This is a genomic window from Archangium minus (assembly GCF_044360475.1).
GTDB classification, from domain to species: Bacteria; Myxococcota; Myxococcia; order Myxococcales; family Myxococcaceae; genus Archangium; species Archangium minus.
Genome location: NZ_CP043494.1, coordinates 12,141,130 through 12,165,562, shown reverse-complemented (window position 1 = coordinate 12,165,562; position 24,433 = coordinate 12,141,130). Strand labels below are relative to the sequence as shown.

Here is a 24,433-nt window from a genome sequence, read left to right as displayed (position 1 = left end):
CGGTTCACCTGATTTCAGAAGTCAACTGTGACGAAGTGACCAGAGAAGTGGTTTCGCGCTTGCTCCCGCGAGGGGTTCCACCTAGGTTGTCGAGGTGCGCCCTGGAGCCTGGTTCCTCGTCGCCTTTCCGCTCTCCCTCACGGCCTCCGGGCGGGATGGGATAGGAGGGCCAGCGCTCCAGCGGCGCACACTCGTGCTTCTGTCGCAGGCGTCAGTCGAGGAAGCGGCGCTCCCAGCGACGTAGGTCCTCATCGGCGGCGCTGTCCTGGGTGGGGGGCGCCTGGTAGAGCCAAGGCTCCAGCACACGTGCCAGCTCGCGATACAGCGGCAGCTCATGGCCTTGTTCGGCGTCACCCGCCTCGGGCCATGTGCCGAGCGTGATGACGGCCCGAGCTCCTTCCATCTCCTGGACGGTGATGTCTGGAGAGGAGAGACGGGCGCGCAGGCCGGCCACGCCTCCCAATTCACCCAGCACGGGCTGGCCCAGGAAGGTGAGCCAGTACGCTCCGCGCATCCGTGTGCCGAGATTCCATGCAATGTCTCTCAGTACCTGGACGTCCATTCCCGGGTAGCGGAAGCACAACGAACGGAACCCCGGGGGCCTGTACAGGAAGTTGAAAGAGAGGCTGGCATGGCCAGAGTTGAAGGGCAGTGGGTCGGCCAGTTCCAGCGCCAGTTCACGCACGTGCGCGGGTCCGTGCGTCTCCAGGTATTCAGGAGGCAGCCAGAAAGAGGCCGCACATACCGCGCCCGGGTTGTTGGCGAACAAGGGTGAATCGAGCGACTTGCCGTAATACTCAAAATCATACTGGCCGGCGTCGCTTGGGGTGTCCCTCAGCTTGAGAATGAGCCCGTTGCGTTCGCGCAATTCACACCAGATGTGTGCCCAGCCTTCGGCATCGAGTTCCTGCCAGTCGCCTTCCTGGTCCACGTACCAGCCGAGTGCCTTGGGGCCCACAGCTCGCAGGTACGCTTCCAGTGAGCGCATCACGCCCTGCTTGAGTTCCTGATGGGACCGGCGCATGTAGAAACTGATGTTCAGGCCTTCACGCACCACAGTGGCGCCATGCCGTGCGTAGAGCCTTGTTACTGGGATGCGACCCATCGGATGATTCCCCACGCTGGTGCCACGAGATCGGGTCCTACCTTCAAGAGTTCGAAGTACGTCCTTCCTTGATTCGAGCCCTCAAGGGGGTGTCCTCGCTCGTAGGTTCTCCACTCCGGAATGTTGCTGATGGGACAGGGGAACTTGAAGTCATAGACGGCGAGTATCTCGAGTGGATTTCCCGAGTGGATGACCACGTCAGGGACGATCGAACCTTCGAGCTCGTCGCCGCATCCCTGTTGCCGGAGGGCTCGCGCCTCTTCGCGGGTGACCAATTGCTTCTGTCCTGTTTGAGGATTGTAGCGGTAGCGCTGCTCCAAGCTGAATCGCCCTGGAATCAGCGCGCCCAGCTTCTCTTCCGTGCACTGGCGGGCCAGGTGGTGCTTCTCGGTACCCAGTTGCATGGCCCTCGTCACCTTCTTCCTACATGGGTCCTTCCCCAACTCCTCCTGGCATTGGCTGGGCGTGGGGGTGTTGCCTCCGAAGTGTCGGCGGTTGACCGTCTCATTTGCCCATTCAGCACACTCCACCAACTCGCGCTCGATGCTGGCCTTCATACTGGCCGTCAGCACCCGGAGCGCGGCCCCCACGGAGGCGAACTCGGTGGCGCCCCTGACAGTGGTGGGCACCACGGTCTCCTCGCCCGCCATGGTGGCACAGTAGGCCGGGTTCTGCCGGCAGGCGCTCGTGGCGGAGTCCACGGAGTAGCCCGCCGAGCCGCAGGCGGTGAGCAGGGTACTCGTGACCAGCACCGCCTGACGGAGCTGTGTCTTCAGGAGGGACCGCACGGAGTTCTCTCCTAGCGTGCGCCGAGAAGGGGGGAGTTTCGCATAGCGGGAGTCAATCGAGGAAGCGGCGCTCCCAGCGACGTAGGTCCGCATCGGCGACGCCGTCCTGGGTGGGGGGCGCCTGATAGAGCCAGGGCTCCAGCACACGTGCCAGCTCGCGATACAGCGGCAGGTTGTGGCCCTGCTCGGTGTCACCCGCCTCGGGCCATGTGCCGAGCGTGATGACGGCCCGTGCTCCCTCCATCTCCTGGACGGTGATGTCCGGAGAAGAGAGACGGGCGCGCAGGCCGGCCACGCCTCCCAATTCACTCAGCACCGGCTGACCCAGGAAGGTGAGCCAGTACGCTCCGCGCACCCGTGTGCCCAACTCCTCGGTGACCAGACCCAGACGAAGGACATCCATTCCCGGATGGCGAAGGGCCAGTTGCTGGAACTCCGGGGGCGTGTGCAGGAAGTGGAAGGCGAGGCCCGCGTGACCGGAGTTGAAGGGCAGCTCGTTGCCCAACTCCAACGCAAGCTCGCGCAGTCGGTCTGGGCCATGTTTCTCGAGGTATTCAGTGGGTAGCCAGAAGGCCACCCCAGAGATGAGGCCCTCTTTGCTGCCCTCGAGCCTTCGGCCTCGATACTCGAAGAGATACCTGCTGACGGCGTCGGGCCTTTCACGCAATCTGACAATGCCTCCGCCAGATTCATGCAACTTGTCCTGGATGACCTCCCAGCCCTGTTTGTCGAGCTCCTGCCAGTCACCTTCCTGGTCCACGTACCAGTTGAGAGCCCGCGGACCCACCGCGCGCAGGTACGCGTCCAAGGCACGCCTGACACTTTGAGCCACTTCCTGATGGGAACGGCGCATGTAGAAGCAGATGCTCAAGCCATCGCGAAGCACGAGCGCACCATGCTTTGCGTAGAGCCTTATCTCGGGGAACCGCCCCATCGAATGATTCTCCATATGGGTGCTACGAGGTCAGGGCCCACTCCCAGCAGCTTGAAGTACGCCTCGCCCTGTTGGGAGGCATTGGTGTTCTCCCTCCAATCCGGGTAGTTGCTGGCGGGACAGGGGAACTTGAAGTCATAGACTGCCAGGACTTCAAGCGGGTTGCCCGAGTGGATGACCACGTCGGGGACGATCGTGCCCTTGAGTTCGTCACCGCACCCTTGTTGCCGGAGGGCACGCGCCTCTTCTTGGCTGATCAACTGCTTCTGTCCCGTCTGGGGGTTGTTGCGGTAGCGCTGCTCTAGGCTGAAGCGTCCCGGGATCAGCGCGCCCAGCTTGTTCTCCACACACTGGCGGGCCAGGTGGTGCTTCTCGGTGCCCAGTTGCATGGCCCGGGTCACCTTCTTCCCACATGGGTCCTTCCCAAGTTCCTCCTGGCATTCGCTTCGTGAGGGGCTGTTGCCCCCAAAACGTCGAAGGTTGACCTCTGCGTTGGCCCACTCGACGCACTCCACCAGGGCGTCCTCTATGGCGGAGCGCGCCTCGGGAGTGAGTACCCGGAGCGCGGCCCCCACGGAGGCGAGCTCGGTGGCGCCCCTGACAGTGGTGGGCACCACGGCCTCCTCGCCCGCCATGGTGGCACAGTAGGCCGGGTTCTGCCGGCAAGCGCTCGTGGCGGAGTCCACGGAGTAGCCCGCCGAGCCGCAGGCGGTGAGCAGGGTACTCGTGACCAGCACCGCCTGACGGAGCTGTGTCTTCAGGAGGGACCGCACGGAGTTCTCTCCTAGCGTGCGCCGAGATGGGGGGAGTTTCGCATAGCGGGAGTCAGTCGAGGAAGCGGCGCTCCCAGCGGCGTAGGTCCGCATCGGCGACGCCGTCCTGGGTGGGGGGCGCCTGGTAGAGCCAAGGCTCCAGCACACGTGCCAGCTCGCGATACAGCGGCAGCTCATGGCCCTGTTCGGTGTCACCTGCCTCGGGCCATTTGCCGAGCGTGATGACGGTCCGCGTTCCTTCCATCTCCTGGACGGTGATGTCCGGAGAAGAGAGACGGGCGCGCAGGCCGGCCACGCCTCCCAATTCACTCAGCACGGGCTGGCCCAGGAAGGTGAGCCAGTACGCTCCGCGCACCCGTGTGCCGAGGTTTGACGCGAGGTCTTCCAGATCCCGGACGTCCATTCCCGGGTAGCGGAAGCACGACTGGCGGATCTCTCCGGACACGCCCGGGAGCTGCCCCAGGGCATTGAAGGAGAGGCCCGCGTGGCCGGAGTTGAAGGGCAGCGGTGCGGCCATCTTCTGCGCCAGTTCTCGCACCCGCTCGGGTCCGTGCTCCTCGAGGAACTCGGTGGGCAGCCAGAACTCCACTGCGGATATCACCCCTGGTTTGTTGACAGACCCGGGGGCATCGAGCTGTCTGCCGTAGTACTCGAACCGATACTGGCCAGCGCCACCCGGTGTGTCCTTCAGCGTGATATGTGCGGTGTTGCCCCCACTCAGCTCGCGCTGGACGACTTGCCATCCTGCGGTATCGAGCTCCTGCCAATCTCCTTCATGATCTGCGTACCAACGCAGTGCCTGGGGTCCCAGGGCTTTCAGATAGGTGTCCAGCGAGCTCATCACGCCTGGCGCTACCTCCTGATGGGAGCGGTGCATGTAGAAGCAGATGCTCAGGCCGTCGCGGAGCAGGACTTCGCCATTCCGTGCGTAGACGCGGATCCTCGGGGAGCGCTCGCTCATGGGTAGACTCCCCATCGTGGCGCCACGGGATGGGGCTTTACTCCAAAGGCTTCCTTGTACATCGCCCCCTGCGAGAATCTCTCATAGGGGTGTCCTGGGGGATAGTCGTTCCACCTGGGTTCATTGGTAGAGGGGCAGGGGAACTTGAAGTCGTAGATGGCCAGGGCTTCGAGCGGATTGCCCGAGTGGATGACCACATCGGGCTCGAGTGTGCCCAGGAGTTCATCTGCGCACCCCTGCTGACGGAGTGCCTGCGCCGCCTCGCGGCTGACCAGTTGTTTCTCCCCTGTCTGTCGGTCGTAGCGGTAGCGCTGCTCCAGGCTGAAGCGCCCCGGTATCAGCGCGCCCAGCTTGTCTTCCACGCACTGGAGGGCCAGGTAGTGCTTCTCTCTGCCCAAGTGCATGGCCCTCGTCACCTTCTTCCCACAGGGGTCCATCCCCATTTGCTCCTGGCACTGGCTGCGTGAGGGGCTGTTGCCGCCGAAGTGCTGGCGGTTGACTGTGTCGCTCGCCCATTCAGCGCACTCCACCAACTCGCGCTCGATGCTGGCCTTCATATTGGCCGTCAGCACCCGGAGCGCGGCCCCCACGGAGGCGAGCTCGGTGGCGCCCCGGACGGCGGTGGGAACCACGGTCTCCTCGCCCGCCAGGGTGGCGCAGTAGGCGGGGTTCTGTCGGCAGGCACCCGTAGCGGAATCCACGGAGTAGCCCGCCGAGCCGCAGGCGGTGAGCAGGGCACTGGCGGCGAGCACCACCTGTCGTAGCCGGGCCTTCGAGGGGGACCGCATCGCGAGCTCTCCAGACCTGCGCCGAGGGGCGCGGATTCTCGCACAGTGGACATCCGGCCAACCCGACCTGACGCGGCGTGTCCGGGCCTGGGCACCCCGGGGGCGGGCAGCCGAGAAGGCGTGCGCGGTGCGCTCCTAGAGGCTATAGCTCCATGACATGACCGACGTCTCCACCGTGCGGGTTGCACCCGCAGTGTTGCCCAAGCCGAACGACCCTTGTTGGTGCGGCAGCGGCACCAAGTACAAGAAGTGTCACCGGGGGGCGGACGCCGTGGAGGCACGCAAGCGAGGGCCCGAGGCCCCCTCGCGTGGTATCCGGCCAGGCGTCATCAGCCCCATGCGCACCGTCCCTGCCCACATTCCGCGTCCGGACTACGCGGTGTCGGGCCGGCCCGGTCGCTTCTTCCCTCCCTCCGAGGTGAAGAGCCCGGACGTCATCGCCCGCATGCGCCGCGCCTGCAAGGCCGCCGCCGAGGTGATGAACGCCACCGCCGCCCACGTGCGCCCCGGCATTACCACCGACGAGCTCGATGCCATCGCCCACGAGGAGTACATCCGCCGCGGCGGCTACCCGAGCCCCCTCAACTACCACGGCTTCCCCAAGTCCCTCTGCACCTCCATCAACGAGGTCATCTGCCACGGCATCCCCGACAGCCGGCCGCTCGAGGAAGGTGACATCATCAACCTCGACATCACCATCTACCTCGATGGTGTGCACGGGGACTGCTCGGCCACCTACTTCGTGGGCAAGGTGGACCCGGACAGTGAGCGCCTGGTTCAGGTGACGCGCGAGTGCCTCATGCTCGGCATCGAGGCGGTGAAGCCCGGCCGTCCCATCAATGACATCGGCAGGGCGATCGAAGCGCACGCGACGAAGAACCGCATGGGCGTGGTGCGGGCCTACTGTGGCCACGGCATCGGCGAGCGCTTCCACAGCTCGCTCCAGATTCCGCACCACTTCGACCCCGAGGCCAAGACGATCATGGAGCCCGGGATGACGTTCACCATCGAGCCCATGATTACCCTCGGCCACTGGCACCACCGGACGTGGGATGACGGCTGGACGGCGGTGACGGCGGACGGCAGCCGCACGGCGCAGTTCGAGCACACCATCCTGGTGACGGACCAGGGCGTGGAAATCCTCACCGTGGCCTGACGCGCCTACGGCCCCACGCGCCGCACGCGGCTGCGCACGCTGGTGAGCACGCAGAGCATCACCAGCACGGCCGCGCCGAGCGTGCCGCGTCCCACCGGCTCGCCGAGCAGCAGCGCGCACCAGCCCAGGGTGAGCAGCGGCTGGGCGAGCTGGAGTTGGCTGACACGCGCCACGCCCCCGAGCGCCAGCCCTCCGTACCAGGCGAAGAAGCCAAGGAACATGCTCACCGCCGAGACGTAGCCCATGCCGAGCCACGCGCGCGGGCTCGCGGAGAGCATCCCGGGCTCCACGGAGAGCGCCACCACGGGCACGAGGAAGGGCGCGGCGAGCACCAGCGCCCAGCAGATGACGCGCCAGCTCCCCAGCTCGCGCGAGAGCACACCCCCCTCGGCGTAGCCCACCGCGGCCGCGGCCACGGCGAGCAGCATCAGCGCATCCCCCGCCGTGGGCAGCCCCGCGCCCTGTGCCACCGCGAAGGCCAACACGCCGACGAGCCCCGCCAGCGCGGACAGCCAGAAGCCCCACGAGGGGCGCTCGCGCGCTCGGAAGACGGCGGCCACGGCAGTCGCCGCGGGCAACAGGCCCACCAGCACCGCGCCGTGCGAGGCGGGCATGTGGCGCATCGCGAGCGCGGACAGCAGGGGGAAGCCCACCACCACACCTCCCGCCACCAGCGCGAGGCGCGGCCAGTGCCGACGCTCGGGGAGCCGCTCGCGGCGCACGGCCAGCACCAACCCCGCGAGCACCGCCGCGACCACTGCGCGGCCCAGGCCCACCATGGTGCTGCCCAGCTCCGGTACAGCGACCCGGGTGGCGGGCAGGGTGAAGCTGAAGGCCACCACGCCGAGCGCCCCGAGCAGCAGCCCCTCCAGCACGCGTGAGGACTCGGGCTTCGGTGTGGGGGCGAAGTACAGGCGAGCGGGATGCAGCGCCTGCACCACCACCCGTCCCCGTCCCTCCACCTGGAGCGCGTCCCCGGGTCTCAGGACATGGTCCTCGGAGTCCCCCTCGCGGGTGAGCCATACCGAGCCCTCGCTGCAGGAGAGCATCAACCCTCCCATGCGCGGCAGGTACGTCCACAGCGCTCCCTGTGCGAGCGCCAGACCCGCCGGCTCCTCACCGCCCACGCGTGTCTTCCAGGCCATGTCTCCGTCGCCTCCTCTTGCTCACTCAACATGCGCCCCGGACGGCAAGCAGAACAGATTCAGCGAGGCGCGTTTGTAACCAGTACAGTTGCCTCCCGCCGAACTGTGCTGGTCCTCGCGGGGGCCAGCTGTATCTGTGCCGGAACAGGCCACCCCGTTAAGGGCGGGGATGGGGCCAGGAGAGGAGGACGCGATGAGGCAGGCGAGCGCGGTGCACAAGTCGAAGCTTTATGAGCAGGTGGCCGAGCGGCTCGGCGACGCCATCGCGGCAGGCACGCTGCGGGCGGGGGACCGGTTGCCCTCGGTGCGTCAGCTCAGCGCGAGCGAGCGGGTGAGCGTGTCCACCGTGCTGCAGGCCTACCTGCATCTGGAGTCGCTGGGGATCATCGAGACGCGGCCCCAATCGGGGCACTACGTGCGCCGACGCGAGCGGCCCCTGCCCGCGGAGCCCCAGGTGTCCCAGCCCTCCGCCACGGCCGCGCCGGTGAGCGTGAGCGCGCTGGTGGCCCGGGTGTACCGCGCGGCGAGCGATCCGCGCATCATTCCCCTCGGGGCGGCGGTCCCCTCTCCGGCGCTGCTGCCCACCCGGCGCCTCAACCGCGAGCTGTCTCTCTTGTCCCGCGAGTCCGGCGAGGTGGCCATCGACTACGACATGCCCCCGGGGTGTCTGGTGATGCGGCAGCAGGTGGCTCGCCGTTCGCTGGATTGGGGCTGTCCGCTCGCGCCGGAGGATTTCGTGATGACGTGTGGGGCCTCGGAGGCGGTGCACCTGAGCCTGTTCGCGGTGGCGCGCAGGGGTGACACCGTGGCCATCGAGTCCCCCGCCTACTACGGAACGTTGCAGGCCATCGAAGCGCAGGGGCTGCGCGCGCTGGAGATTCCGAGCCACCCGCGCCACGGCATGGAGCTGGACGCGCTGGAGGCCGCGTTGAAGAAGCGCAAGGTGGCCGCGGTGCTGGTGGTGCCCAGCTTCAGCAATCCGCTGGGGAGCTGCATGCCGGAGGAGAACCGCCAGCGGCTGGTGGCGATGCTCGCCGCCCGGGGCATTCCCCTCATCGAGGACGACATCTACGGGGATTTGCACTTTGGCCCTCGGCGCCCGAGGCCCGCGAAGGCCCACGACAAGGAGGGCCTGGTGCTGCTGTGTGGCTCCTTCTCCAAGACGCTGGCGCCAGGCTACCGGGTGGGCTGGGTGGCCCCCGGGCGCTTCCGGGAGAAGGTGGAGCTGCTCAAGTTCGCGCAGACGGTGGCCACGCCCACGTTGCCCCAGCTCGCCATCACCGCCTTCCTGCGCGATGGGGGGTATGATCGACACCTGCGTTCGCTGCGCCGACAGCTTTCCTCGCAGGTGCAACGGATGGTGGAGGCCATTGGGGAGCACTTCCCGGAGGGCACGCGCGTGACTCGGCCCGAGGGGGGCCCCCTGGTCTGGGTGGAGCTGCCGCGCAAGGTGGATTCGTTGGTGCTACACTCGCGAGCGCTGGAGGCGGGCATCAGCATCGCGCCCGGCCCCATCTTCTCGGCGCAGAGGCGCTACGGGAACTTCATCCGCCTGAATTGCGGCTTCCCCTGGTCCCCGCGGATGGAGGGGGCGTTGGCTACCCTGGGGAGTCTCGCGCGCAGTCTCGCGTGACAGGGCGCTCGCTGCCATACTGCGCGCCCCACCATGATCATCAGGTCGCTCGCGAATGGAACCCGGACGTGGACCTCCACCAACGGAGAGCTGCGCCTCTGGAGTCCCGCTCTCCATGTCCTCGTGCTGAGGTTTCGCGGGCCCCTGTTCGACGCCGCGTTCTCCCGCATCGTCGTGACGGCCGTCGACGAGCTCATCTCCCGCAACGCGCAGAAGGTGGACATCTTCCACGACTGGGAGGCGATGGCGCTCTACACCACGGAGGCTCGGACCGAGCTGACGGACCTGGGCCTGCGCGTCGCGCCCCGGCTCAGCTCCCTGAGCGTGCTCATCGGCTCGAGCCTCGTGGAGATGGGCGTGACGATGGCCGGCATCAAGCTGGGTGGCATCCGCATGTTCACCGCCCGGGCGGAGTTCGAGCAGGCCGTGCGGCAGGCGGTGGTGTCCCGGGGCAGCACGTACACGCCGCTGCCTCCGGGCGAGTGACGCCGCTCAGCTCGTGGGCTCCACGGCGCTCGCGATGGGCGGCTCGGTCGCGCTGGCGGCGCGGACGGACCGCCACCAGGGCTCCACGAGCTCCACCCTCGAGGGCTCCACCGGCGTTCCCAGCTTCGGCATCACGAGCCGCACCCGTTGCTCCTGTCCGAGCCGCACGAGCGTCTCCGCTGGCTCGTCCCACGCGTGCAGGGCGAGGTTGAACGTGCCCCAGTGCACCGGAAGGAACGCGCCGCCGCCGAGCAGCTCCAGCGCCTTCAGCGCGTTCTCCGGCCCCAGGTGGATGTGGCCCCACGCCGGGTGGTACGCGCCCACCTCCAGCATCACCAGATCGAACGGCCCGAGCCGCTGACGGATGTCGCCGTACTCCGGCGTGAGTCCCGTGTCGCCGCTGAAGAAGACCTTGTGCTTCGGGCTCTCGATGACGAACGAGGACCAGAGCGTGCGGTTGCGGTCCGCCATGCCGCGGCCAGAGAAGTGCTGCGAGGGCGCGGCGGTGATGCGCAGCTCTCCGCGCGGGAGCATGGCGGACTCCCACCAGTCCAGCTCGGTGATCCGCTCCGGCGCGATGCCCCACGCCTCCAGGTGCGCGCCCACGCCGAGCGACGTGTAGAAGGGCACGTCCGTCCGCGCCAGCTCGAGGACCGTCGGGTAGTCGAGGTGGTCGTAGTGGTCGTGCGAGATGATGACCGCGTCCAGCGGCGGCAGTTGTGAGAGCGTCACCGGCACGGGATGGAAGCGCTTCGGCCCCGCGAAGGACATGGGCGAGGCGCGCTCGCCCCAGACGGGATCCGTGAGCACGCGCAGCCCGTCGATCTCGATGAGCACCGTCGAGTGTCCGAGCCACGTCGCGCGCAGTCCCGTGTCCACCGGCCGCGCCCATGTCGCGAGCGGACTCTCGGAGGGCAGGGGAGCGGGAGGGGTCCGGTTCGCACCGCCGCGCAGGTACTCGCTCATCGTCGAGAACGTGGTGCCGGGTTTGAGGCCAGGGCCTACTGGTGCGGTGTTCTTGAAGACCCCGTCGAGGAAGCGGGGCGATGCGCGCATGCGCTCGAGGCGCGGACCGTGAGCCTTCCCACCAAAAACGGAACCCTTGGGCATGGCGGCAGCTTTAACGCCGCGCGTTCCTGGGTGCCACCCGGTTGGGTAGGATGCCGGCGGTTCGCGGTCGCGAGGAGACTTCCATGGAGTCGGAGAGCGAGAGGAATTTCTGGCTGGTGATGGGGTTCGTGGTGATTCCGGTCTTCTTCTTCCTGCTCTTCGGCCTGCTCCTTCGTGCTGATGCGAATCGGCGGGAGCGGATCCTGAAAGAAGGCAGACGGGCCCGGGGCACGCTGGTGAAAGCGGAGTCCAACGGGGGCAGTGCGCCCACCACCACGCTGACGTTGCAGATGCGCGACACGCAGACGGGCGAGAGCTGGGTCTTGAATGAGCGACGCCGCCTGATGCCCGAGCACATTCATTTGATCGTCCCCGGGACGGAGTTCGAGGTGCTCTATGATCCCTTCTCCAAGTACTCGAACGTGGTGATCCTGGGGATCGACCACAAGCCTGGCGCGTAGGGGGAGCGCTGTCCGTTCCCCGGCGCCCGGTTCACCCCGCGGGGATGCGGACGACGAAGGTGTAGTCCACGTCGATCGGCTTGCCCTGCGCCATCACGGGCGTGACGCGCCAGGTGGACAGCGCCTCGAGCAACTCCTGCTCCATGTGGGGCAGGCCATTGAGCAACCGGCAGTTCGTCACCTGTCCCTCGCGCGTCACCACGCAACGCACCAGCGCGGTACCTCGCACGCGCTCGGCACGGGCCTCCGCGGTGAGCTGCGGCTCCCTCCCGCTCACCCGCTGGGGGCGCGTCATTCCCCCGGGCTCGAAGGGCACGGGCTGCGAGGGCGTAGCTCCGAGGGACGCGTTCGCGCCGTCCGATTGGGGCCTCCTCAGCTCGGACTTTCTCGCCGCCACGGGCATCTTCGCCTCGGGCTTCACCTCGGGCTTTACCTCGGGGGTGCTTCGAGGCGTGGCGCGCTTCGCGACCTTGGGCTTCGTGGCCTTGGCGACGGGTGCTGGAGCCGGCTGGGGCTCGGGCGCCGGAGTCGGCGCGGACTCGGCGATGGGCTCCGAGGCGGGAAGCGAGGCGGAGGTCGCTCGTGAAGTCGTGGCACATCCCGTCCCCCCCAAGGCCACGCACGCAGCCAGCAGACAGGCGAGGGTAAAACGAGGATTCGCGGAGAGTGAGCAACCAGTCATGTCATAATTTTACACGAAAACGGACTAGCGCGCTGCTGATCCGGCGAATCCCCGACATCTCCCTGGTGAGGGAATGTGGGGTCTGGTGCGGAGCCGGGTGTTATCGAAAGAGAGGAGGTGGCCCATGCCGCTGCGACGAGACATCCCCCTGTTCCAACTCGAGTCCGAGGACGGTCACCCGCGCGGGACGCGCGATGCATGGCAGCGGCGGGAGATGCTGGTGGCGCTGCTGCACGCCAACTGTGATGCCTGTCAGGGGCTGCATCGCGAGCTGATGGCGAGGGCGCCCGGGTTGCGCCAGGAGGAGGTCGAGGCCTTCAGCGTGGTGATGCCCGGCCGGCCCGGAGAGCCGCTGCTGCCCGGGGCGTTGGTGGATCCGGAAGGCACGGTGACGTGGAAGCTCGCGGAGCGCTTCGGGCGCGTGCCCGGGACGGCGGTGCTGGCGGTGGCCAACCGCTTCGGCGAGCTCTACCGGGTGTTGGACGTGCACGGCCGGAGCGCCGCGGAGGTGCTCGGCGAGGCCCTGGAGTGGTTGGACCTGGCGCAGCGCCAGTGCGGTGAGTGCTCCGCGCCGCTATGGGACTGAGCCGCGTTTCTTGGGCACCACGTGCACGGGGGCCTCGATGAGCCGGGGCTCGGTGGCCTTGGGATCATCGGGATCATAGGCCGGCGCGAAGGGGCCGGCGTGCGTCTCCTTCCACTTGCGAGGCACGCGCTCGAGGCCCACGGGGAACACGGTGAGCTGCCCGTCCTTGTCGATGCGCAGCCGCAGGAAGTTCTTCCAGTCGGGGATGGCCAGCGAGATGAAGGCCTCGTTGGAGTGGGCCTGGAAGCCGTTGACGCTCACCGTCAGGTACAGGCCCATGATGAAGGGCCCGACGAGGAAGCCACCCACGAAGGTGAAGAGGGCGCCCAGCAGGAACTTGGCCCACACGTGATGCCATCCGGCCGAGCACAGCGCGACCCCGGGGACCAGCGACGCGTTGCTCTGTATCACCTCGGGACAGAAGCCCATCACGCTGACGGTGAAGTACACCGAGCCCCACGCCAAGAAGAACGCGGCGAGGATGTGAGCCAGGCCGTGCAGTCCGCCAATGAGCAGGCGCCAGCGGCCGAGGGCCTTGTCCGCGAACCCTATGAGCCCTCCGAGGGTGGCCAGCCCCAGCGTCAGCGACCACGGGCGTGTCACCACCGAGGAGGCCACCGCGCCGACGGCCTCCGTGAACTGCGACATTCCGAAGGTGCCAATCTCCGTGTACGTCGCCAGCGCGAGCAGCAGGTAGAGCGCGCCCGTCATGAGCCCGAAGAGCGGGCTGTGGCGGATGAGGAGGAGGTTCTGGCGCGCCAGCTTCCGCGACGTCTTCTCGTCTGGGAAGCATGTCTTCTGCACGTACCCGTCGCGCAGCCGCGGCGCCGCCGGAGCATGGGTGGGCGCGAGGAAGGCTCCGCCGCCGCCCGCGGTGATTTTGTGTCGGCCATCGGGGCCCTCGTGCCGCCGGTAGTGGTGCAGGTCTCCCGCGAGGAAGAGGCAGATGCGCCGGCCGAACACCTTCTCCTGGAGGTACTCGAGGTTGTTCTCCAGGTAGCCGCGGCGCCGCTTGGAGGCGGCGGCGAGAATCCACGCGGGCTCGGCGTTGCAGAGGATGATGCGATCCCCCTGCTTCATGTGCGTGGCCACCTGACGGAAGTACTCGACTTGGGGCACGTCGATGTCGCTGTCGAGCTGCACGTCCGTGCCGATGAGCCACCACCCGTGCGGGAGCTTGAGGGCGAAGTAGCTGCGGCTCTGCCGCGTGCGTCGTCCCGCCACCCAGCGGTTGGCGCAGAACAGCCGCATGAAGGCGGCCAGCCCGTCGTACCAGTCGTGGTTGCCGGGGATGGCGAACAGATCCGGGCTGGGCGCCTTGGTGCGCGCCATGGCCTCCTCGTACGGGAGAATCAGACGCTCCTCGTAGGTGTCGCGGCTGGCTCCCGGGTACACCTGGTCTCCGCCGAGCACGAGGATGCGTCCGCGCTCGAGCGTGTGGGGCTGGTTCTCGGGGTCCTTCACCTCGAGCGAGGGCAGCGCCATCAACCGCGCCACGGCGTAGGTGGAGTTCCACCCGTCACCGGTGTCCGCCACGTAGTCCAGCCAGAAGTCCTCGTTGGGGGACTCCTCCGAGTAGTCGAAGTAGGGCGGCTGCGGGCGCACCACGGCTTCGATGAGCCGGTGGTCCGCGCGAGCACCGAACACGGCGGCCACCAATGCATCGAGGCCTGTGCGGATGAGCATGCCCGGGTGGAGCCAGCGCACCATGTCCGCGTGCTGCTGGGGCTTCGTCGCGGTCCCCGTGTCGCTGGGGCCCACCTCGTGGAGGGCGAAGTCGCGGGCGGGCTCTTCGTGCGTCTGCGGAGATTGCGGCTTCGTCGCGGTGCCAGGCTCGTTCGGTGTCACTGTGCGTGACGGTCTCCCAGCCTCGTGTTCCGGTCAACTCCGCGTACTTCCGTGCTCGCTCTCCGAGTAGGCGAGCAAGCGGATGATTCCGGTTGCTGAGGGGCCTGGGTCGTGGTGCATGGGCGCTCCATGAACGAATTTCCCATCACCGTGCGCTTCCCCATCCATTGGAGTGAGATGGACGCGTACGGTCACGTGAACAACGCGCGCTACTTCACCTGGTTCGAGTCGGCCCGTATCGCCTACATGAATCGGGTAGGGCTGGTGAGCCCGGAGATGCAGAAGCCCGAGGGCGGCGTGGGCCCCATCGTCGCGGCGACGAACGCGGAGTACCTGCGCCCCGTCGTCTTCCCTGCGGACCTGGTGGTGGGCGCGCGCGTCACGCGCATTGGAACTACGAGCATCACCATGGAGTACGCGGTGGAGGATGCTCAGAGTGGCGTGCGCTACGCGCGCGGTGGCGCGGTGCTCGTCACCTTGCAGTACCCCACCTACCAGAAGGTGGCCGTGCCGACGGAGGTGCGCGCCGCCATCGAGGCGCTCGAGGGCCGCATCTTCGAGTGAGGCCAGCGCGGCCCGGGCGGGCTATGGCGAGGGCTGGCTGGAGGCGCGGGGTGTTGGCTCGCACCTCCAGGGCTCCTGGGCGGTCTTGCGATGGCAGGCGAAACCCGGCTCACAGGAGGAGGGATCCTCGGGGGTACAGGCCTCGAGGCATTGGCGCATGTGACAGACGGTGCCGTCGGGACAAACAGGTGTCTGCTCGTCGCAGATCGAGACGCACTCCATCCACACCGTCTCCGGGTGCTCCGGGTACTCGTGGAGCCTGCAGAGTTGTCCCTCGGGGCAGGGGTTCTGTCTGCAGTCCTGCCCATACACCCTGGCGCAGAGGGAGACCTGTCGGCCCTGGGGGCTGGGTCTCCGGACGACGCACTGCTGGTCCTCGGGGCAGCTCCGGCCCTCGCAGGTGGGCTGACAGAGGGGTCCATCCTCCGCGCCTTCATGGCAGAAGAACCCCTCGGGACAGGAGGCGGGGTCATCCAGCTCGCAGGGACGGCCACACCGGAGATGGCAGAGCAGTCCGTCCTCACACGCATAGTCGCGGGTAGAGGAATGCGCCATGCATACCTCGCCCTCCTTGCGCACGCCCACCAATGCGCAGACGCGGAGCGGGTCTCCCCGGGAGGTGGTGGTCTGGGTGCGGCAGACGAACCCCTCACGGCAATGCTGGTCCGTCATGCATCTGCTGTCCGAGCAATAGCGATTCATCGTGTGGGTGCTGAAGAAGCAACGCAGGGGAGGCTCGCAGTCCGCCTCCCTGTCGCATGGGTGCCCGTAGGTGAGCAGACCCCGGCGTTCCTCGGGTGAGAGCATGGGAACGAGGGGCTTGTCCTGGGCGTGTGATACTTCCGCCCTGTGTCCGGACATGGCGATGTGGAGCAGCCCTGCCAATGGCAGGGTCAGGAGGAGCCCCGACGAGGCAGCCAGGAGCGTGTGCCATCTCATTTGAGGAGTCCCCCGGCTCATCGCCTGGCTTCATCAGGTGGGCGACACTCCGTGGGGCAGTGTCGCTGCTTATCGGGATTGCTCGGGTCGTTGCAGAGCTCCATCCACGACTTCTCATCGAGCGAGCACTCCTTCATCGAGTAGTACTCGATCATGTCTTGCTCGAGGGCCCTGTCGATCGTGCCTTCCCTGCCCCATGCATGTGGGCACGCGGTCTCGACGGTGAGCAGCAGCACCAACGCCAGAACTCGTCTCATGTGACCCCCCTGACGATGGGGTCACATCATACGCGTGTCCCTCGTACCCGGCGCTATCCGCGGCGCGCGTCCGCGGGGGCGTTGGGATGGCGCTGGAGCAGCATGCGCAGCTGCGGCTGCCTCCGGACGGCCTCCTGCTTGAGCAGGTGGACGATGAGCGCCGGTGGCGCTGCGCTCCAGCGCGCGATGTTCTGGATGAGCATGGGCGAGCGGTAGGTGCGCCCGCACAGCAGCGCCGCCGTCTTGCCGTCCACCCCCAGCCCCACCAGCGAGGCCAGCACTCGCCCCTCGGTGTTGATGATGAGCTCCACGCGCTCCTCAGCCGGCGCGGTGTTGAAGCGCGTGCGCATCACCTCACGCGCGGTGCGGCGGGTGCCCTCGGGCACGTCCCGGTCCATCGCCACCTTGTACTGCTCCATCAAGCGGCGGCCGCTCCACAGCCGGCGGTAGAGCCCCGAGGGCAGCTGCGGGTTGCGCACCAGCCATCGGCGCACTCCCACATCCGACGCGAAGGCCGCCCGGCCACAGAGCGCCTCCAGTCCCACCGGGTTGTGATGGTGCCTCGCGATGAGCCGCGCGTGCCCCAGGCCCACCCGCATGTTCTCCAGCACGGACTTGATGACCGCCGGCACCGGGTCGAAGCAGAAGGCGGACAGCTCGGGATCCTCGGCGGAGCGCGCGAGGCTTGCTCGCTCGTTCTCCGGGAGAGGGTGCAACCGCCGCTCGAAGATCTGCCTCCAGTTCCCCGCAGCGGCCTCGGCCGAGGCGTCGTCTTCCTCGGGGGCTTCCTCCTCGGGGCTCAGGGGCTCCTCACTGTCGGCCAGGAGCGGTTCGCTGTCCTCCGGGGACTCCTCCGGGGGAGGTGCCGCGCTCCGAGGGGGGGTCGCGGAAGGTGGGGGCGCGGAGGCGCTGGTGGGCGAGGGGAGCACGGCGCCGTGTTCGACGAGGCGCGTCAGAATGGCCTGGATGCGCTCGGGTGGGAGTCCGGTGAGGGCCGTCAGGTGCCGCACCGGCGTGGCGCCGTCCAGACGCGAGAGGACGAAGCCTTCCTCGGGGGTCAGAGGAAGCTTGGCGAGCGCGGTGGCGGAATTGAGCTTGGGCGTCCAGTCGTTCACGATCCGTCCTCCCGCATCCCTACAAAGTTAGGCCGAATGATACCGGAGCATCAAAGACGTGTTGCAAAGGGTTGACGGAAGGGGAGGCTCCGGAAGCACAATTCACCTATGACCGAGCGCATCCCGACCTACGCCGAATTCTGGCCGTATTACCTGCGTGAGCACTCGCTGCCGATCACCCGCTGGCTGCACTTCCTGGGCACCTCGGTGGCAGTGAGCCTGGGGGTCACTTCCGCGCTGACGGGCAACGCGGCGCTGCTGCCGGCCGCGGTGGTGGCGGGCTACGGCTTCGCCTGGGTGAGCCACTTCACCCTCGAGAAGAACCGCCCGGCGACCTTCAAGTACCCGCTGTGGTCGCTCTTCTCCGATTTCCGGATGGCGGGCCTGATGCTCGTCGGCCGCCTGTCCAAGCACCTCGCGCGCGCGGGCGTGCGGGACGAGGACGATCAGTCCGGCGGTCACCTCCGCCCCATCCCCGTGCCTGTGCGCAGCCGCCGCAACGGCCGCTGAGCCACCGTCGGACTTCAGCAGGCGAGCAGGCAGGCGGTCCCCCAGGGATGGGCCGCTCCTGATGGGCGTGTGCCAGCGCGAACCGGTGCTCCTCGCCGTAGCCCGGGACACGCGCCACGCCTGGGTGTACACCGGGGCGCGATGCGAACCCGACTGCTCGCCGCCCTGTGCTTCCTGCTTCCCTCCCTCGCGCTCGCCGGTGATGCCCGGTGCAAGGGCACTCCCAAGGCCCGCGCCGCGCGCTTCTCCGACAAGGCCTTGAAGGGCAAGTCCCCTGCGGAGCGCTACGCCGAATACGTCAAGGCGTGCGCGCTCGACGAGGTGGTGGACATCACCCAGTCGCTGGTGCGCTTCAAGACCGTGAGCAGCGAGCAGCCCGCGGCGAAGAGCCCGGAGGTCGCCGCCATGCGCCGCTTCCTGGAGAAGTGGGCCCGTGAGCACGGCCTTGGCTTCCGCGCGGTGGGCGAGAACGACGTCTTCGAGCTGGCCTGGGGCGAGGGCGAGCCGCGGCTGGGGCTCGTCTTCCACGGCGACGTTGTCCCCGCGCCCGCGCACGAGTGGAAGAAGCCTCCCTTCGAGCCGTACGTCGAGAAGGGCCGCCTGTATGGCCGCGGTGTCGAGGACGACAAGGGGCCGCTGGCCTCCGCCCTCGTGGCCATCTCGCTGGCGAAGGAGCTGGGGTTGAGCCCTCGTCAGGGCAAGGTGCTCGTCATCATCGGCAATGGCGAGGAGAGTGATTGGAGCGGGATGCAGAAGTACGCCGAGACGCAGAAGCCGCACCCCACGCATGTCATCTCGGTGGACTCGGACTTCCCAGTGGTGGCGGCGCAGGGCGGCTTCGTCGCGTGGCAGCTCGAGGCCGAGCTCGGGATAGCGCCCGCGCAGCCCACCGCGGGACGGATGCGCGCCGTGGACGTCACCGCGGGAGAGTTTCTCACGCAGGTGCCTGGCGCTGCCGTGTTGAAGCTGGAGCCCGCGGGCCTGGCGCCGGACAAGGCGCTCGCTGCCGTGAAGGACGCTGTGGCGGCGGTGCACAAGGCGCGTCCCTCTCTCCAGGCGGAGGTGAAGCAGGAGGGCACCCAGGTGGTCCTCACCACTCACGGCAAGGCGGTGCACGCCTCGGTGGCGGAGGAGGGGCACAACGCGATGTGGGACCTGGCCGCTGTGGCCGCGAAGCTGCCCTTGGAGCCCAACGGCATCGAGGCCCTGCTGGGTGTGGTGGCGAGCCGCTTCGATGGGGACCACTGGGGTGAAAAGCTGGGCGTGGCCTACCAGGACACGCTGATGGGCCGGCTCCTTGTCGCGCCCACCGTGCTGCGGGTGAAGGAGGGCAAGGTGAGCCTGAGCATCAACATGCGCCGGCCTCAGGGCAAGGACTCCGCGACCTTCAATGCCTCGCTCGACGAGGCCGCGGCTCTGCTCTCTCGGGACTCCGGCGGACGGGTGAAGGAGCTGAAGGCGGTGAAGGGCGGAGAAGGGGGCCGGTACGTGGGGGACCCGCACGTGGCGGACACCTCGGGGCCGCTCGTCACCACGCTGCTCGACATCTACAAGCGGCACATGAATGAGCCGGAGGCGACGCCCACGTCCGTGCGCGGTGGCACCTACGCGCGGCTCTTTCCGCGTGCCGTCGACTTCGGGCCCGCCTTCCCCGGCGACCTCTACACGGGCCACGCTCCGGACGAGTCCATCTCACTCGACAACCTCGACGCCGTCACCCGCATGGTCGCCGAGGCCCTGCACACCCTGGCCCTCACTCCGCCGGCGAAGTGAGGCCGGGAGGGCGAGGGCGCCGGGCTCAATGCAGGGGCCCGATGGCGTCGCGCGGCAGGCGCACCGTGAAGGTGGTGCCTTCGCCTTGGGTGGAGCGCACCTCCACCTCGCCCCCGTGCGCGCGCGCGATCTGCCGGACGATGTAGAGCCCCAGCCCCACGCTGCGGGTGGCTGCTTTACCGGTGGTGCCTCGGCGAAAAGGTTGGAAGAGCACCGCCTGCAACTCGGGAGGAATGGGCTCGCCTTCGTTGTGCACAGAGAGGCGCACCTCCTCGCTCCCAACGTCGCGCACCTCCACGCGCACGGGACTGTCCGGCCGCCCGTGTTGCAAGGCATTGCCCACCAGGTTGCCCACCACCTGCGCCAGCCGGTCCGGGTCCCACCATCCCCAACCGTCGCCCTGCGCGTCCAGCTCCAGCCGGCGGCCTGGGTGGGCCACCTGGAGTTCCTCCAGCGTGCTCCGGCAGATGTCGTGCAGGTTCGCCCGCTCGCGGTGCACGGGCAGGCCGCCTCCCATGCTGCTGCGTGCGAAGTCGAGGATGTCGCTGAGCATCCGCGCCATCCGCGCCGCGCTGTTGCGGATGCGCTCCACTGCGCGCTGGGAGCTGTCTTCCAGCTCTTCCGTCCGCTGCAGCAGGAAGGCCGAGGCGCTGATGGCGTTGAGCGGGTTGCGCAGGTCATGCCCGAGCACCCCGATGAGCTGCTCGCGTAGCTCACCCGAGCGGCGCAGCTCGGCTTCCACCTCCTTCTGCTTGGTGATGTCCACCACCACGCAGCCCAGCCCCAGCACCTCGCCGCTCTCGGAGCGCACCGGGTAGTAGTTGCCCAGCCAATGGTGCGTGGGACCGGCGCCGTCTTGGTTTTGGCTGATGAACTCGTGGTTGGACACCGGCTGGCCCGTCTCCAGTATCTGGCGCAAGAGGCGTTCATGGCTGTCGGCGAGCTCTCCGGGCAGCACCTCGCGCACCGTCTTCCCCAGGTGGAAGGCCACCGGCTGGCCGTTGATCTTCGCCAGGGTTTCGTTGACGCGGAGGTAGCGCAGCTCCCGGTCCAGGAAGCCAATGCCTACCGGAGACACCTCCAGCAGCGTGTTGAGCTGCGCCAGCGAGCGCTGGGCCTCGTCCCGGGCGAGCCGCTCGCGCTCCGCCAGCCTCGCCTGAACGATGAAGCCGGTGGCGCGGGTCGACATGGCGCGAAAGAGCAGCTTGTCGGACTCGCTGAAGTCGAAGACGGTCCGCGAGCTCATGTGCGCTACGCCAATGAGTGTCTCTCCATGCAGCAGCGGGACGCTGTAGACGGCGCGCAGGCCGAGCTCGCGGGGGAGGTCGTAGCCCAGCCGCGGGTCGGTGGCGCCCGAGCGCACCTCGAGGGGCTTCCGTCCGCTGAGCACCTCACCGGAGAAGCCTCGGTCCATGGGGATGCTGAAGCCTTCGGCCAGAGCCCTCCGCGCCCCGACTCCCTCCGCCGCGCGCATCCGCAGCAGGTCTCCCTCGAGCAGGAGGATCATGGCTCCGTCCACCGCCACCGCCGCCTCCATCAACACGCGCAGCAGCTTGGGCAGGAAGGTGTCCACGTCCTCGCTCTCGAGCGCCGCCTCGGAGACGCGCTCCAGCGCGTGCAGCATCCGTTCACGCACCTGGGCGTAGCGGGTGATGGCGTGGATGACGCCCTGGTCGATGGATTCGTCGAGCAACTCCAGCTCCGCGAGGCTCAGCTCATGGCTCTCTCTCGCCAGCCGCCGGAGGATGCAACCGCGCAGCAGCCTGTACTCGAAAGCCACCTCTTCTGGAGTGTGGCCCTGCTCCAGCCTCTCCAGGGCGTGCTCCCGGGTGATGACCTGGGGAGCCTGCACGCTCTGTTCATCGTGGGCGTTCTCCGCCGCGTCCGCCAGCAGCTCGAGGAAGCCAGGGAGATGGTCTCGCGACAGCACGCCTTCCGGGGGTCGCTCCGGGTCATGCGCGTGCAGGGCGTGCTCCCAGTCGGAGAGGATGTCCTCCCGGTGTAGACGGAGAAGGTCCGCCAGCCGGTGTTCACCCCGCTCCGGCTCGGAGGTCCGGAGCGGTTGAGGTGGATCCTGGTCCCGCATGAGCGCGCTCCCCCGAGGCTGCCCCCCGCCGCCAGCCTCGAGTCTGCTCATGGTGGGCAGCCCCCGCCTCGTACCAGAGATCGTGCACGGAGCATCGGAAGAGCGCCTGGAGTTCCCCTCGTCATGCGACGGAGCCCCCCGACGCTCCTCGCGCAGGCCGTTCCTCCCTAGGGGGCAGGCTTTTTGCCGGCCATCGAGCGCGACATAGCCCCCCGGACGGAAGGGGAAGGGTTAGGTTGGGGGCAAGATGAGCACGCTCCTTCTCTCACGCACCGACGTCATCCGCCACATGGAGGCCCTCACGCTGCTCTCGGAAATGCGCGAGGCCTTCCGCGCGGACGCCGAGCACCGCTCGGTGGAGCCCCAGCGCGCCCGAGCGCCCCTGCACGAGCGCGGCACGGCCATGGTGATTTTCCCCGGCACCCTGCAAGGCATCCCCGCCTATACCGTGAAGGTCCACGCGAAGTTCCCCGGACGGACTCCGGCCATCCAAGGCGTGGTGCAGCTGCATGACCTGGAGACGGGGGCGCTGCTGGCGGTGATGGACTCGGGGCACCTCACGGCGCTGCGCACCGGGGTGGTGGGAGCGCTGGCCGCGGACGTGCTCGCCCGGCAGGACGCCTGTCGCGTGGCGCTGATTGGCGCGGGGGCCCAGGCCTCGATGCAGCTCAAGAGCCTGCGGCTGGTGCGCAGCCTCAACCACGTGCGTGTGTATGACGTGGACGTGGCGCGGGCCGTGGACTTCTCCACCCGCATGTACAAGGCGTTGGATTTGCCGGTGCGGCCCGCCATGTCGGTGGAGGAGGCGGTGGAGGACGCGGACATTGTCATCACGGCCACGCCCTCGCGCGAGCCCTTCCTCTACCCGGGGATGATTCGCGGAGGCACGCACATCACGGCGCTGGGGGCGGATGAGCCGGGTAAGGCCGAGCTCGCCGCCGGGTTGCTGCGCCAGTCCACCTTCTTCTGCGACCACCGCGCGTTGAACGTCGCCATGGGCGCGCCCGCGGGCGTGGGGCTCGGCGATGAGGTCATCCACGCGGAGCTGGGCGAGGTACTCGCCGGGACGAAGAAGGGGCGGACCGACGCGGGGCAGGTCACCCTGTTCGGCGCGGTGGGCCTGCCCTTCCAGGACCTCGTCGCGGCGTGGCACGTCTATCAGGTCGCGCGGACGGACGACACGGTGCAGCGCGTGGACTTCGGGGCCTGACGCCTCGCCACGCGTGCGGACTCAGTGCGTGGTGCGCCGGGCCGTGCGGGAGATCTCCCGAGGCCCGGAGAGCAGGCTGTCTGGACCATGGCGCAGGTGCACCTCGTCCGCGATGATCTCCCGCACGTCATCGAGCGGCACGACGTAGTCCTTGCGCCAGACGAGGAGGCCCTTCTCGACGATGAGCTCCTCGTCGGTCACCTCGACGACATGGCCAAGCTTTTCGCCCCGGTGGGTCCACACCGTCATCCCCTCATGCAGCTCCGAACGTTCCACCATGTGCTCTTCCCTCCTCCACGAGCGGGGCAGCGGGCGGCGGCCCCCGGAATTCAACCTAGGAACGTGGAAGTCGCCTGGCACCGAGCGAGCAGCCAGACAGGGGTGGAGGGTTCGCCGGTGCACGAAGGTGGCGAGCAACCTGGGGACGCTGGTGTCGTCTGCCCTCGCATGCCCATCTTCCTCGGGCCTGGGAGGTGCACATGGTGGGATTCATGGCTTCGAGGACGGGACGCTGGACGCGCATGTTGGCGGGCGCGGCCCTGGTGGTAGGCGGGCTGTCCTCGGGCTCCGGTAAGGGGAAGCTGCTGTCACTGGTGGGGCTGGTGCCCCTGCTCGCCGGAGCGTTCGATGTTTGTCTTTTTGGTCCATTCTTTGGCCTGCCCGTGAAGGGCGAGGCCATTCGTCGCAAGGTGGGGCTCATCGGCGAGGACTCGCTGCTGCCCCACCCGCCGATGGCCCACACGGAGCGTCCGACGCTGCTGCACTAGGAGCGCACGACAAAGGGGATGGAGAGCGTGCCGAACTGCTCTCCGGTACGCGCATCCACCAGGCTCGCCTGGAGGGTGACGTGTCCCTCACGCTCGCTCACGTTCTGGAAGTAGAGGAAGCCGGTGACGGTGCCGCCCGTCTCGAGCGTGCCCTCGGGCAGGGACCTGCGCACCATGTCTCGCGTGGGCAGTGGCTCCGGAGGACGCCAGGCGTAGGGCCCATAGAAGGGGTCATACCAGCCCGGTCCGTACCAACCCGGGCCCCAGCCTGGGCCCCAGCCCCAACGTCCCCAGCCGTACCCGGAGCGGAACGGACTCGGGCCCCAGCCCCACCAGGAGCCGATGCCCACGCCCAGGGCGACGCTGCCCCCTCCTCCCGAGCCGCCCACGGCGGAGAGCCCTTCCTCGCGCAGCTCGAAGGGCGCGAGGGCGGCGTATTCAAAGCGCGAGGCGCCCACCAGCACGAAGTGGTCGTAGTCGATGCGCAGGGCCCGGCCGCTCTGGTTCTCGATGCGGACCTGGACCGGGGTGACGATGTTCTCCAGGTTGGAGGGAGTGCCTCGCCAGGCATCTCCATCCGCCACCAGGCGCACGCCTTCGGCCTCGCTCACGGCCGAGCCCGCCTGGGTGGTGGGAGTCGTTGGAAGAGGTTGTAGGGTCGTCTGGCTCACGCAGCCCGCGGCGAGCAACAGCGCCGCGAGCACGGGCCACGAGGCACGCGTACGCATGGGGGGTCTCCTGCTGGAAAGTTAGGAG

26 protein-coding genes are annotated in these 24,433 nt (G+C 68.2%); 10 read left to right on the top strand and 16 right to left on the bottom strand.

Annotation, left to right across the window (positions count from 1 at the left end):
• Positions 1–211: 211 nt before the first annotated feature.
• The 6 genes from F0U60_RS50005 to F0U60_RS49980 form a co-directional block, all read right to left on the bottom strand.
• Complete coding sequence (locus F0U60_RS50005) at positions 212–988, bottom strand: DUF3396 domain-containing protein (protein WP_395811539.1); 777 nt, start codon at positions 986–988, stop codon at positions 212–214.
• Positions 989–1,086: 98 nt separating this feature from the next.
• Complete coding sequence (locus tag F0U60_RS50000; protein ID WP_395811537.1) at positions 1,087–1,893, bottom strand: hypothetical protein; 807 nt, start codon at positions 1,891–1,893, stop codon at positions 1,087–1,089.
• 52 nt (positions 1,894–1,945) lie between these two features.
• Positions 1,946–2,827 (bottom strand): DUF3396 domain-containing protein, encoded by an 882-nt coding sequence (locus F0U60_RS49995; protein ID WP_395811535.1) that lies wholly within the window; start codon positions 2,825–2,827, stop codon positions 1,946–1,948.
• The gene (locus F0U60_RS49990) at positions 2,806–3,600 is read right to left on the bottom strand and encodes a hypothetical protein (protein WP_395811533.1); all 795 of its coding nucleotides are present in this window, start codon (positions 3,598–3,600) and stop codon (positions 2,806–2,808) included. Before F0U60_RS49990 ends, F0U60_RS49995 begins: the two co-directional genes overlap by 22 nt.
• A 52-nt stretch (positions 3,601–3,652) precedes the next feature.
• The gene (locus tag F0U60_RS49985) at positions 3,653–4,561 is read right to left on the bottom strand and encodes a DUF3396 domain-containing protein (RefSeq protein ID WP_395811531.1); all 909 of its coding nucleotides are present in this window, start codon (positions 4,559–4,561) and stop codon (positions 3,653–3,655) included.
• Entirely contained in the window at positions 4,558–5,349 is a 792-nt protein-coding gene (locus F0U60_RS49980) for a hypothetical protein (RefSeq protein ID WP_395811529.1), read from the bottom strand. The genes F0U60_RS49985 and F0U60_RS49980 overlap by 4 nt, the downstream gene beginning before the upstream one ends.
• A 157-nt stretch (positions 5,350–5,506) precedes the next feature.
• Between F0U60_RS49980 and map the strand changes: the two genes are divergently transcribed.
• Positions 5,507–6,505, top strand: coding sequence for a type I methionyl aminopeptidase (gene map / locus F0U60_RS49975; protein ID WP_395811527.1), 999 nt, complete (start codon positions 5,507–5,509; stop codon positions 6,503–6,505).
• Positions 6,506–6,510: 5 nt separating this feature from the next.
• Here map and F0U60_RS49970 read toward each other — a convergent pair whose 3' ends face one another.
• On the bottom strand, positions 6,511–7,650 hold the full coding sequence (locus F0U60_RS49970) for an EamA family transporter (RefSeq protein WP_395811525.1): 1,140 nt from the start codon (positions 7,648–7,650) through the stop codon (positions 6,511–6,513).
• Positions 7,651–7,843: 193 nt separating this feature from the next.
• On the opposite strand from F0U60_RS49970, the gene F0U60_RS49965 reads away from it, so the two are divergent.
• Both F0U60_RS49965 and F0U60_RS49960 read left to right on the top strand, forming a co-directional pair.
• A complete protein-coding gene (locus tag F0U60_RS49965; RefSeq protein ID WP_395811523.1) occupies positions 7,844–9,283 on the top strand; it encodes a PLP-dependent aminotransferase family protein in 1,440 nt (479 codons plus the stop codon).
• Positions 9,284–9,316: 33 nt separating this feature from the next.
• Positions 9,317–9,769: a hypothetical protein gene (locus F0U60_RS49960; RefSeq protein WP_395811521.1), complete on the top strand. Its 453-nt coding sequence runs from the start codon at positions 9,317–9,319 to the stop codon at positions 9,767–9,769.
• 6 nt (positions 9,770–9,775) lie between these two features.
• Here the strand turns inward: F0U60_RS49960 and F0U60_RS49955 are convergent, their stop codons facing one another.
• Complete coding sequence (locus tag F0U60_RS49955; protein WP_395811519.1) at positions 9,776–10,825, bottom strand: MBL fold metallo-hydrolase; 1,050 nt, start codon at positions 10,823–10,825, stop codon at positions 9,776–9,778.
• 137 nt (positions 10,826–10,962) lie between these two features.
• Here F0U60_RS49955 and F0U60_RS49950 point away from each other — a divergent pair, with 137 nt between their 5' ends.
• Positions 10,963–11,340: a hypothetical protein gene (locus tag F0U60_RS49950; protein WP_395811517.1), complete on the top strand. Its 378-nt coding sequence runs from the start codon at positions 10,963–10,965 to the stop codon at positions 11,338–11,340.
• 31 nt (positions 11,341–11,371) lie between these two features.
• Here the strand turns inward: F0U60_RS49950 and F0U60_RS49945 are convergent, their stop codons facing one another.
• A complete protein-coding gene (locus tag F0U60_RS49945) occupies positions 11,372–12,022 on the bottom strand; it encodes a TonB family protein (protein WP_395811515.1) in 651 nt (216 codons plus the stop codon).
• A gap of 124 nt (positions 12,023–12,146) precedes the next feature.
• Between F0U60_RS49945 and F0U60_RS49940 the strand changes: the two genes are divergently transcribed.
• Positions 12,147–12,608 carry a hypothetical protein gene (locus tag F0U60_RS49940; protein WP_395811513.1) on the top strand — a complete coding sequence of 154 codons (462 nt, stop codon included), beginning with the start codon at positions 12,147–12,149 and terminating at the stop codon, positions 12,606–12,608.
• On the opposite strand, the gene F0U60_RS49935 is transcribed toward F0U60_RS49940, so the two are convergent.
• Positions 12,597–14,318 (bottom strand): metallophosphoesterase, encoded by a 1,722-nt coding sequence (locus F0U60_RS49935; protein WP_395825790.1) that lies wholly within the window; start codon positions 14,316–14,318, stop codon positions 12,597–12,599. The two genes, F0U60_RS49940 and F0U60_RS49935, sit on opposite strands and share 12 nt — an antisense overlap.
• Before the next feature lie 267 nt (positions 14,319–14,585).
• Between F0U60_RS49935 and F0U60_RS49930 the strand changes: the two genes are divergently transcribed.
• Positions 14,586–15,020: an acyl-CoA thioesterase gene (locus F0U60_RS49930; RefSeq protein WP_395811511.1), complete on the top strand. Its 435-nt coding sequence runs from the start codon at positions 14,586–14,588 to the stop codon at positions 15,018–15,020.
• A gap of 21 nt (positions 15,021–15,041) precedes the next feature.
• Here the strand turns inward: F0U60_RS49930 and F0U60_RS49925 are convergent, their stop codons facing one another.
• The 3 genes from F0U60_RS49925 to F0U60_RS49915 all read right to left on the bottom strand — a co-directional run bounded on the left by F0U60_RS49925 (position 15,042) and on the right by F0U60_RS49915 (position 17,331).
• A complete protein-coding gene (locus F0U60_RS49925) occupies positions 15,042–15,692 on the bottom strand; it encodes a hypothetical protein (RefSeq protein ID WP_395811509.1) in 651 nt (216 codons plus the stop codon).
• A gap of 284 nt (positions 15,693–15,976) precedes the next feature.
• Positions 15,977–16,216 carry a hypothetical protein gene (locus tag F0U60_RS49920; protein ID WP_395811507.1) on the bottom strand — a complete coding sequence of 80 codons (240 nt, stop codon included), beginning with the start codon at positions 16,214–16,216 and terminating at the stop codon, positions 15,977–15,979.
• Between the two features lie 53 nt (positions 16,217–16,269).
• Positions 16,270–17,331 (bottom strand): hypothetical protein, encoded by a 1,062-nt coding sequence (locus F0U60_RS49915; protein WP_395811505.1) that lies wholly within the window; start codon positions 17,329–17,331, stop codon positions 16,270–16,272.
• Between the two features lie 108 nt (positions 17,332–17,439).
• Between F0U60_RS49915 and F0U60_RS49910 the strand changes: the two genes are divergently transcribed.
• Both F0U60_RS49910 and F0U60_RS49905 read left to right on the top strand, forming a co-directional pair.
• Positions 17,440–17,841: an Mpo1-like protein gene (locus F0U60_RS49910; RefSeq protein WP_395811502.1), complete on the top strand. Its 402-nt coding sequence runs from the start codon at positions 17,440–17,442 to the stop codon at positions 17,839–17,841.
• 141 nt (positions 17,842–17,982) lie between these two features.
• Complete coding sequence (locus tag F0U60_RS49905; protein WP_395811500.1) at positions 17,983–19,614, top strand: Sapep family Mn(2+)-dependent dipeptidase; 1,632 nt, start codon at positions 17,983–17,985, stop codon at positions 19,612–19,614.
• Positions 19,615–19,639: 25 nt separating this feature from the next.
• Here the strand turns inward: F0U60_RS49905 and F0U60_RS49900 are convergent, their stop codons facing one another.
• A complete protein-coding gene (locus F0U60_RS49900; RefSeq protein WP_395811498.1) occupies positions 19,640–21,751 on the bottom strand; it encodes an ATP-binding protein in 2,112 nt (703 codons plus the stop codon).
• A 196-nt stretch (positions 21,752–21,947) separates the two neighbouring features.
• Here F0U60_RS49900 and F0U60_RS49895 point away from each other — a divergent pair, with 196 nt between their 5' ends.
• Complete coding sequence (locus F0U60_RS49895) at positions 21,948–22,910, top strand: ornithine cyclodeaminase family protein (RefSeq protein ID WP_395811496.1); 963 nt, start codon at positions 21,948–21,950, stop codon at positions 22,908–22,910.
• Between the two features lie 21 nt (positions 22,911–22,931).
• Here F0U60_RS49895 and F0U60_RS49890 read toward each other — a convergent pair whose 3' ends face one another.
• Positions 22,932–23,189 carry a hypothetical protein gene (locus F0U60_RS49890; RefSeq protein ID WP_395811494.1) on the bottom strand — a complete coding sequence of 86 codons (258 nt, stop codon included), beginning with the start codon at positions 23,187–23,189 and terminating at the stop codon, positions 22,932–22,934.
• A gap of 212 nt (positions 23,190–23,401) precedes the next feature.
• Here F0U60_RS49890 and F0U60_RS49885 point away from each other — a divergent pair, with 212 nt between their 5' ends.
• On the top strand, positions 23,402–23,677 hold the full coding sequence (locus tag F0U60_RS49885; RefSeq protein WP_395811492.1) for a YgaP-like transmembrane domain: 276 nt from the start codon (positions 23,402–23,404) through the stop codon (positions 23,675–23,677).
• Here F0U60_RS49885 and F0U60_RS49880 read toward each other — a convergent pair.
• Positions 23,674–24,405: a hypothetical protein gene (locus F0U60_RS49880; protein ID WP_395811490.1), complete on the bottom strand. Its 732-nt coding sequence runs from the start codon at positions 24,403–24,405 to the stop codon at positions 23,674–23,676. The genes F0U60_RS49885 and F0U60_RS49880 overlap by 4 nt on opposite strands.
• Positions 24,406–24,433: the final 28 nt, after the last annotated feature.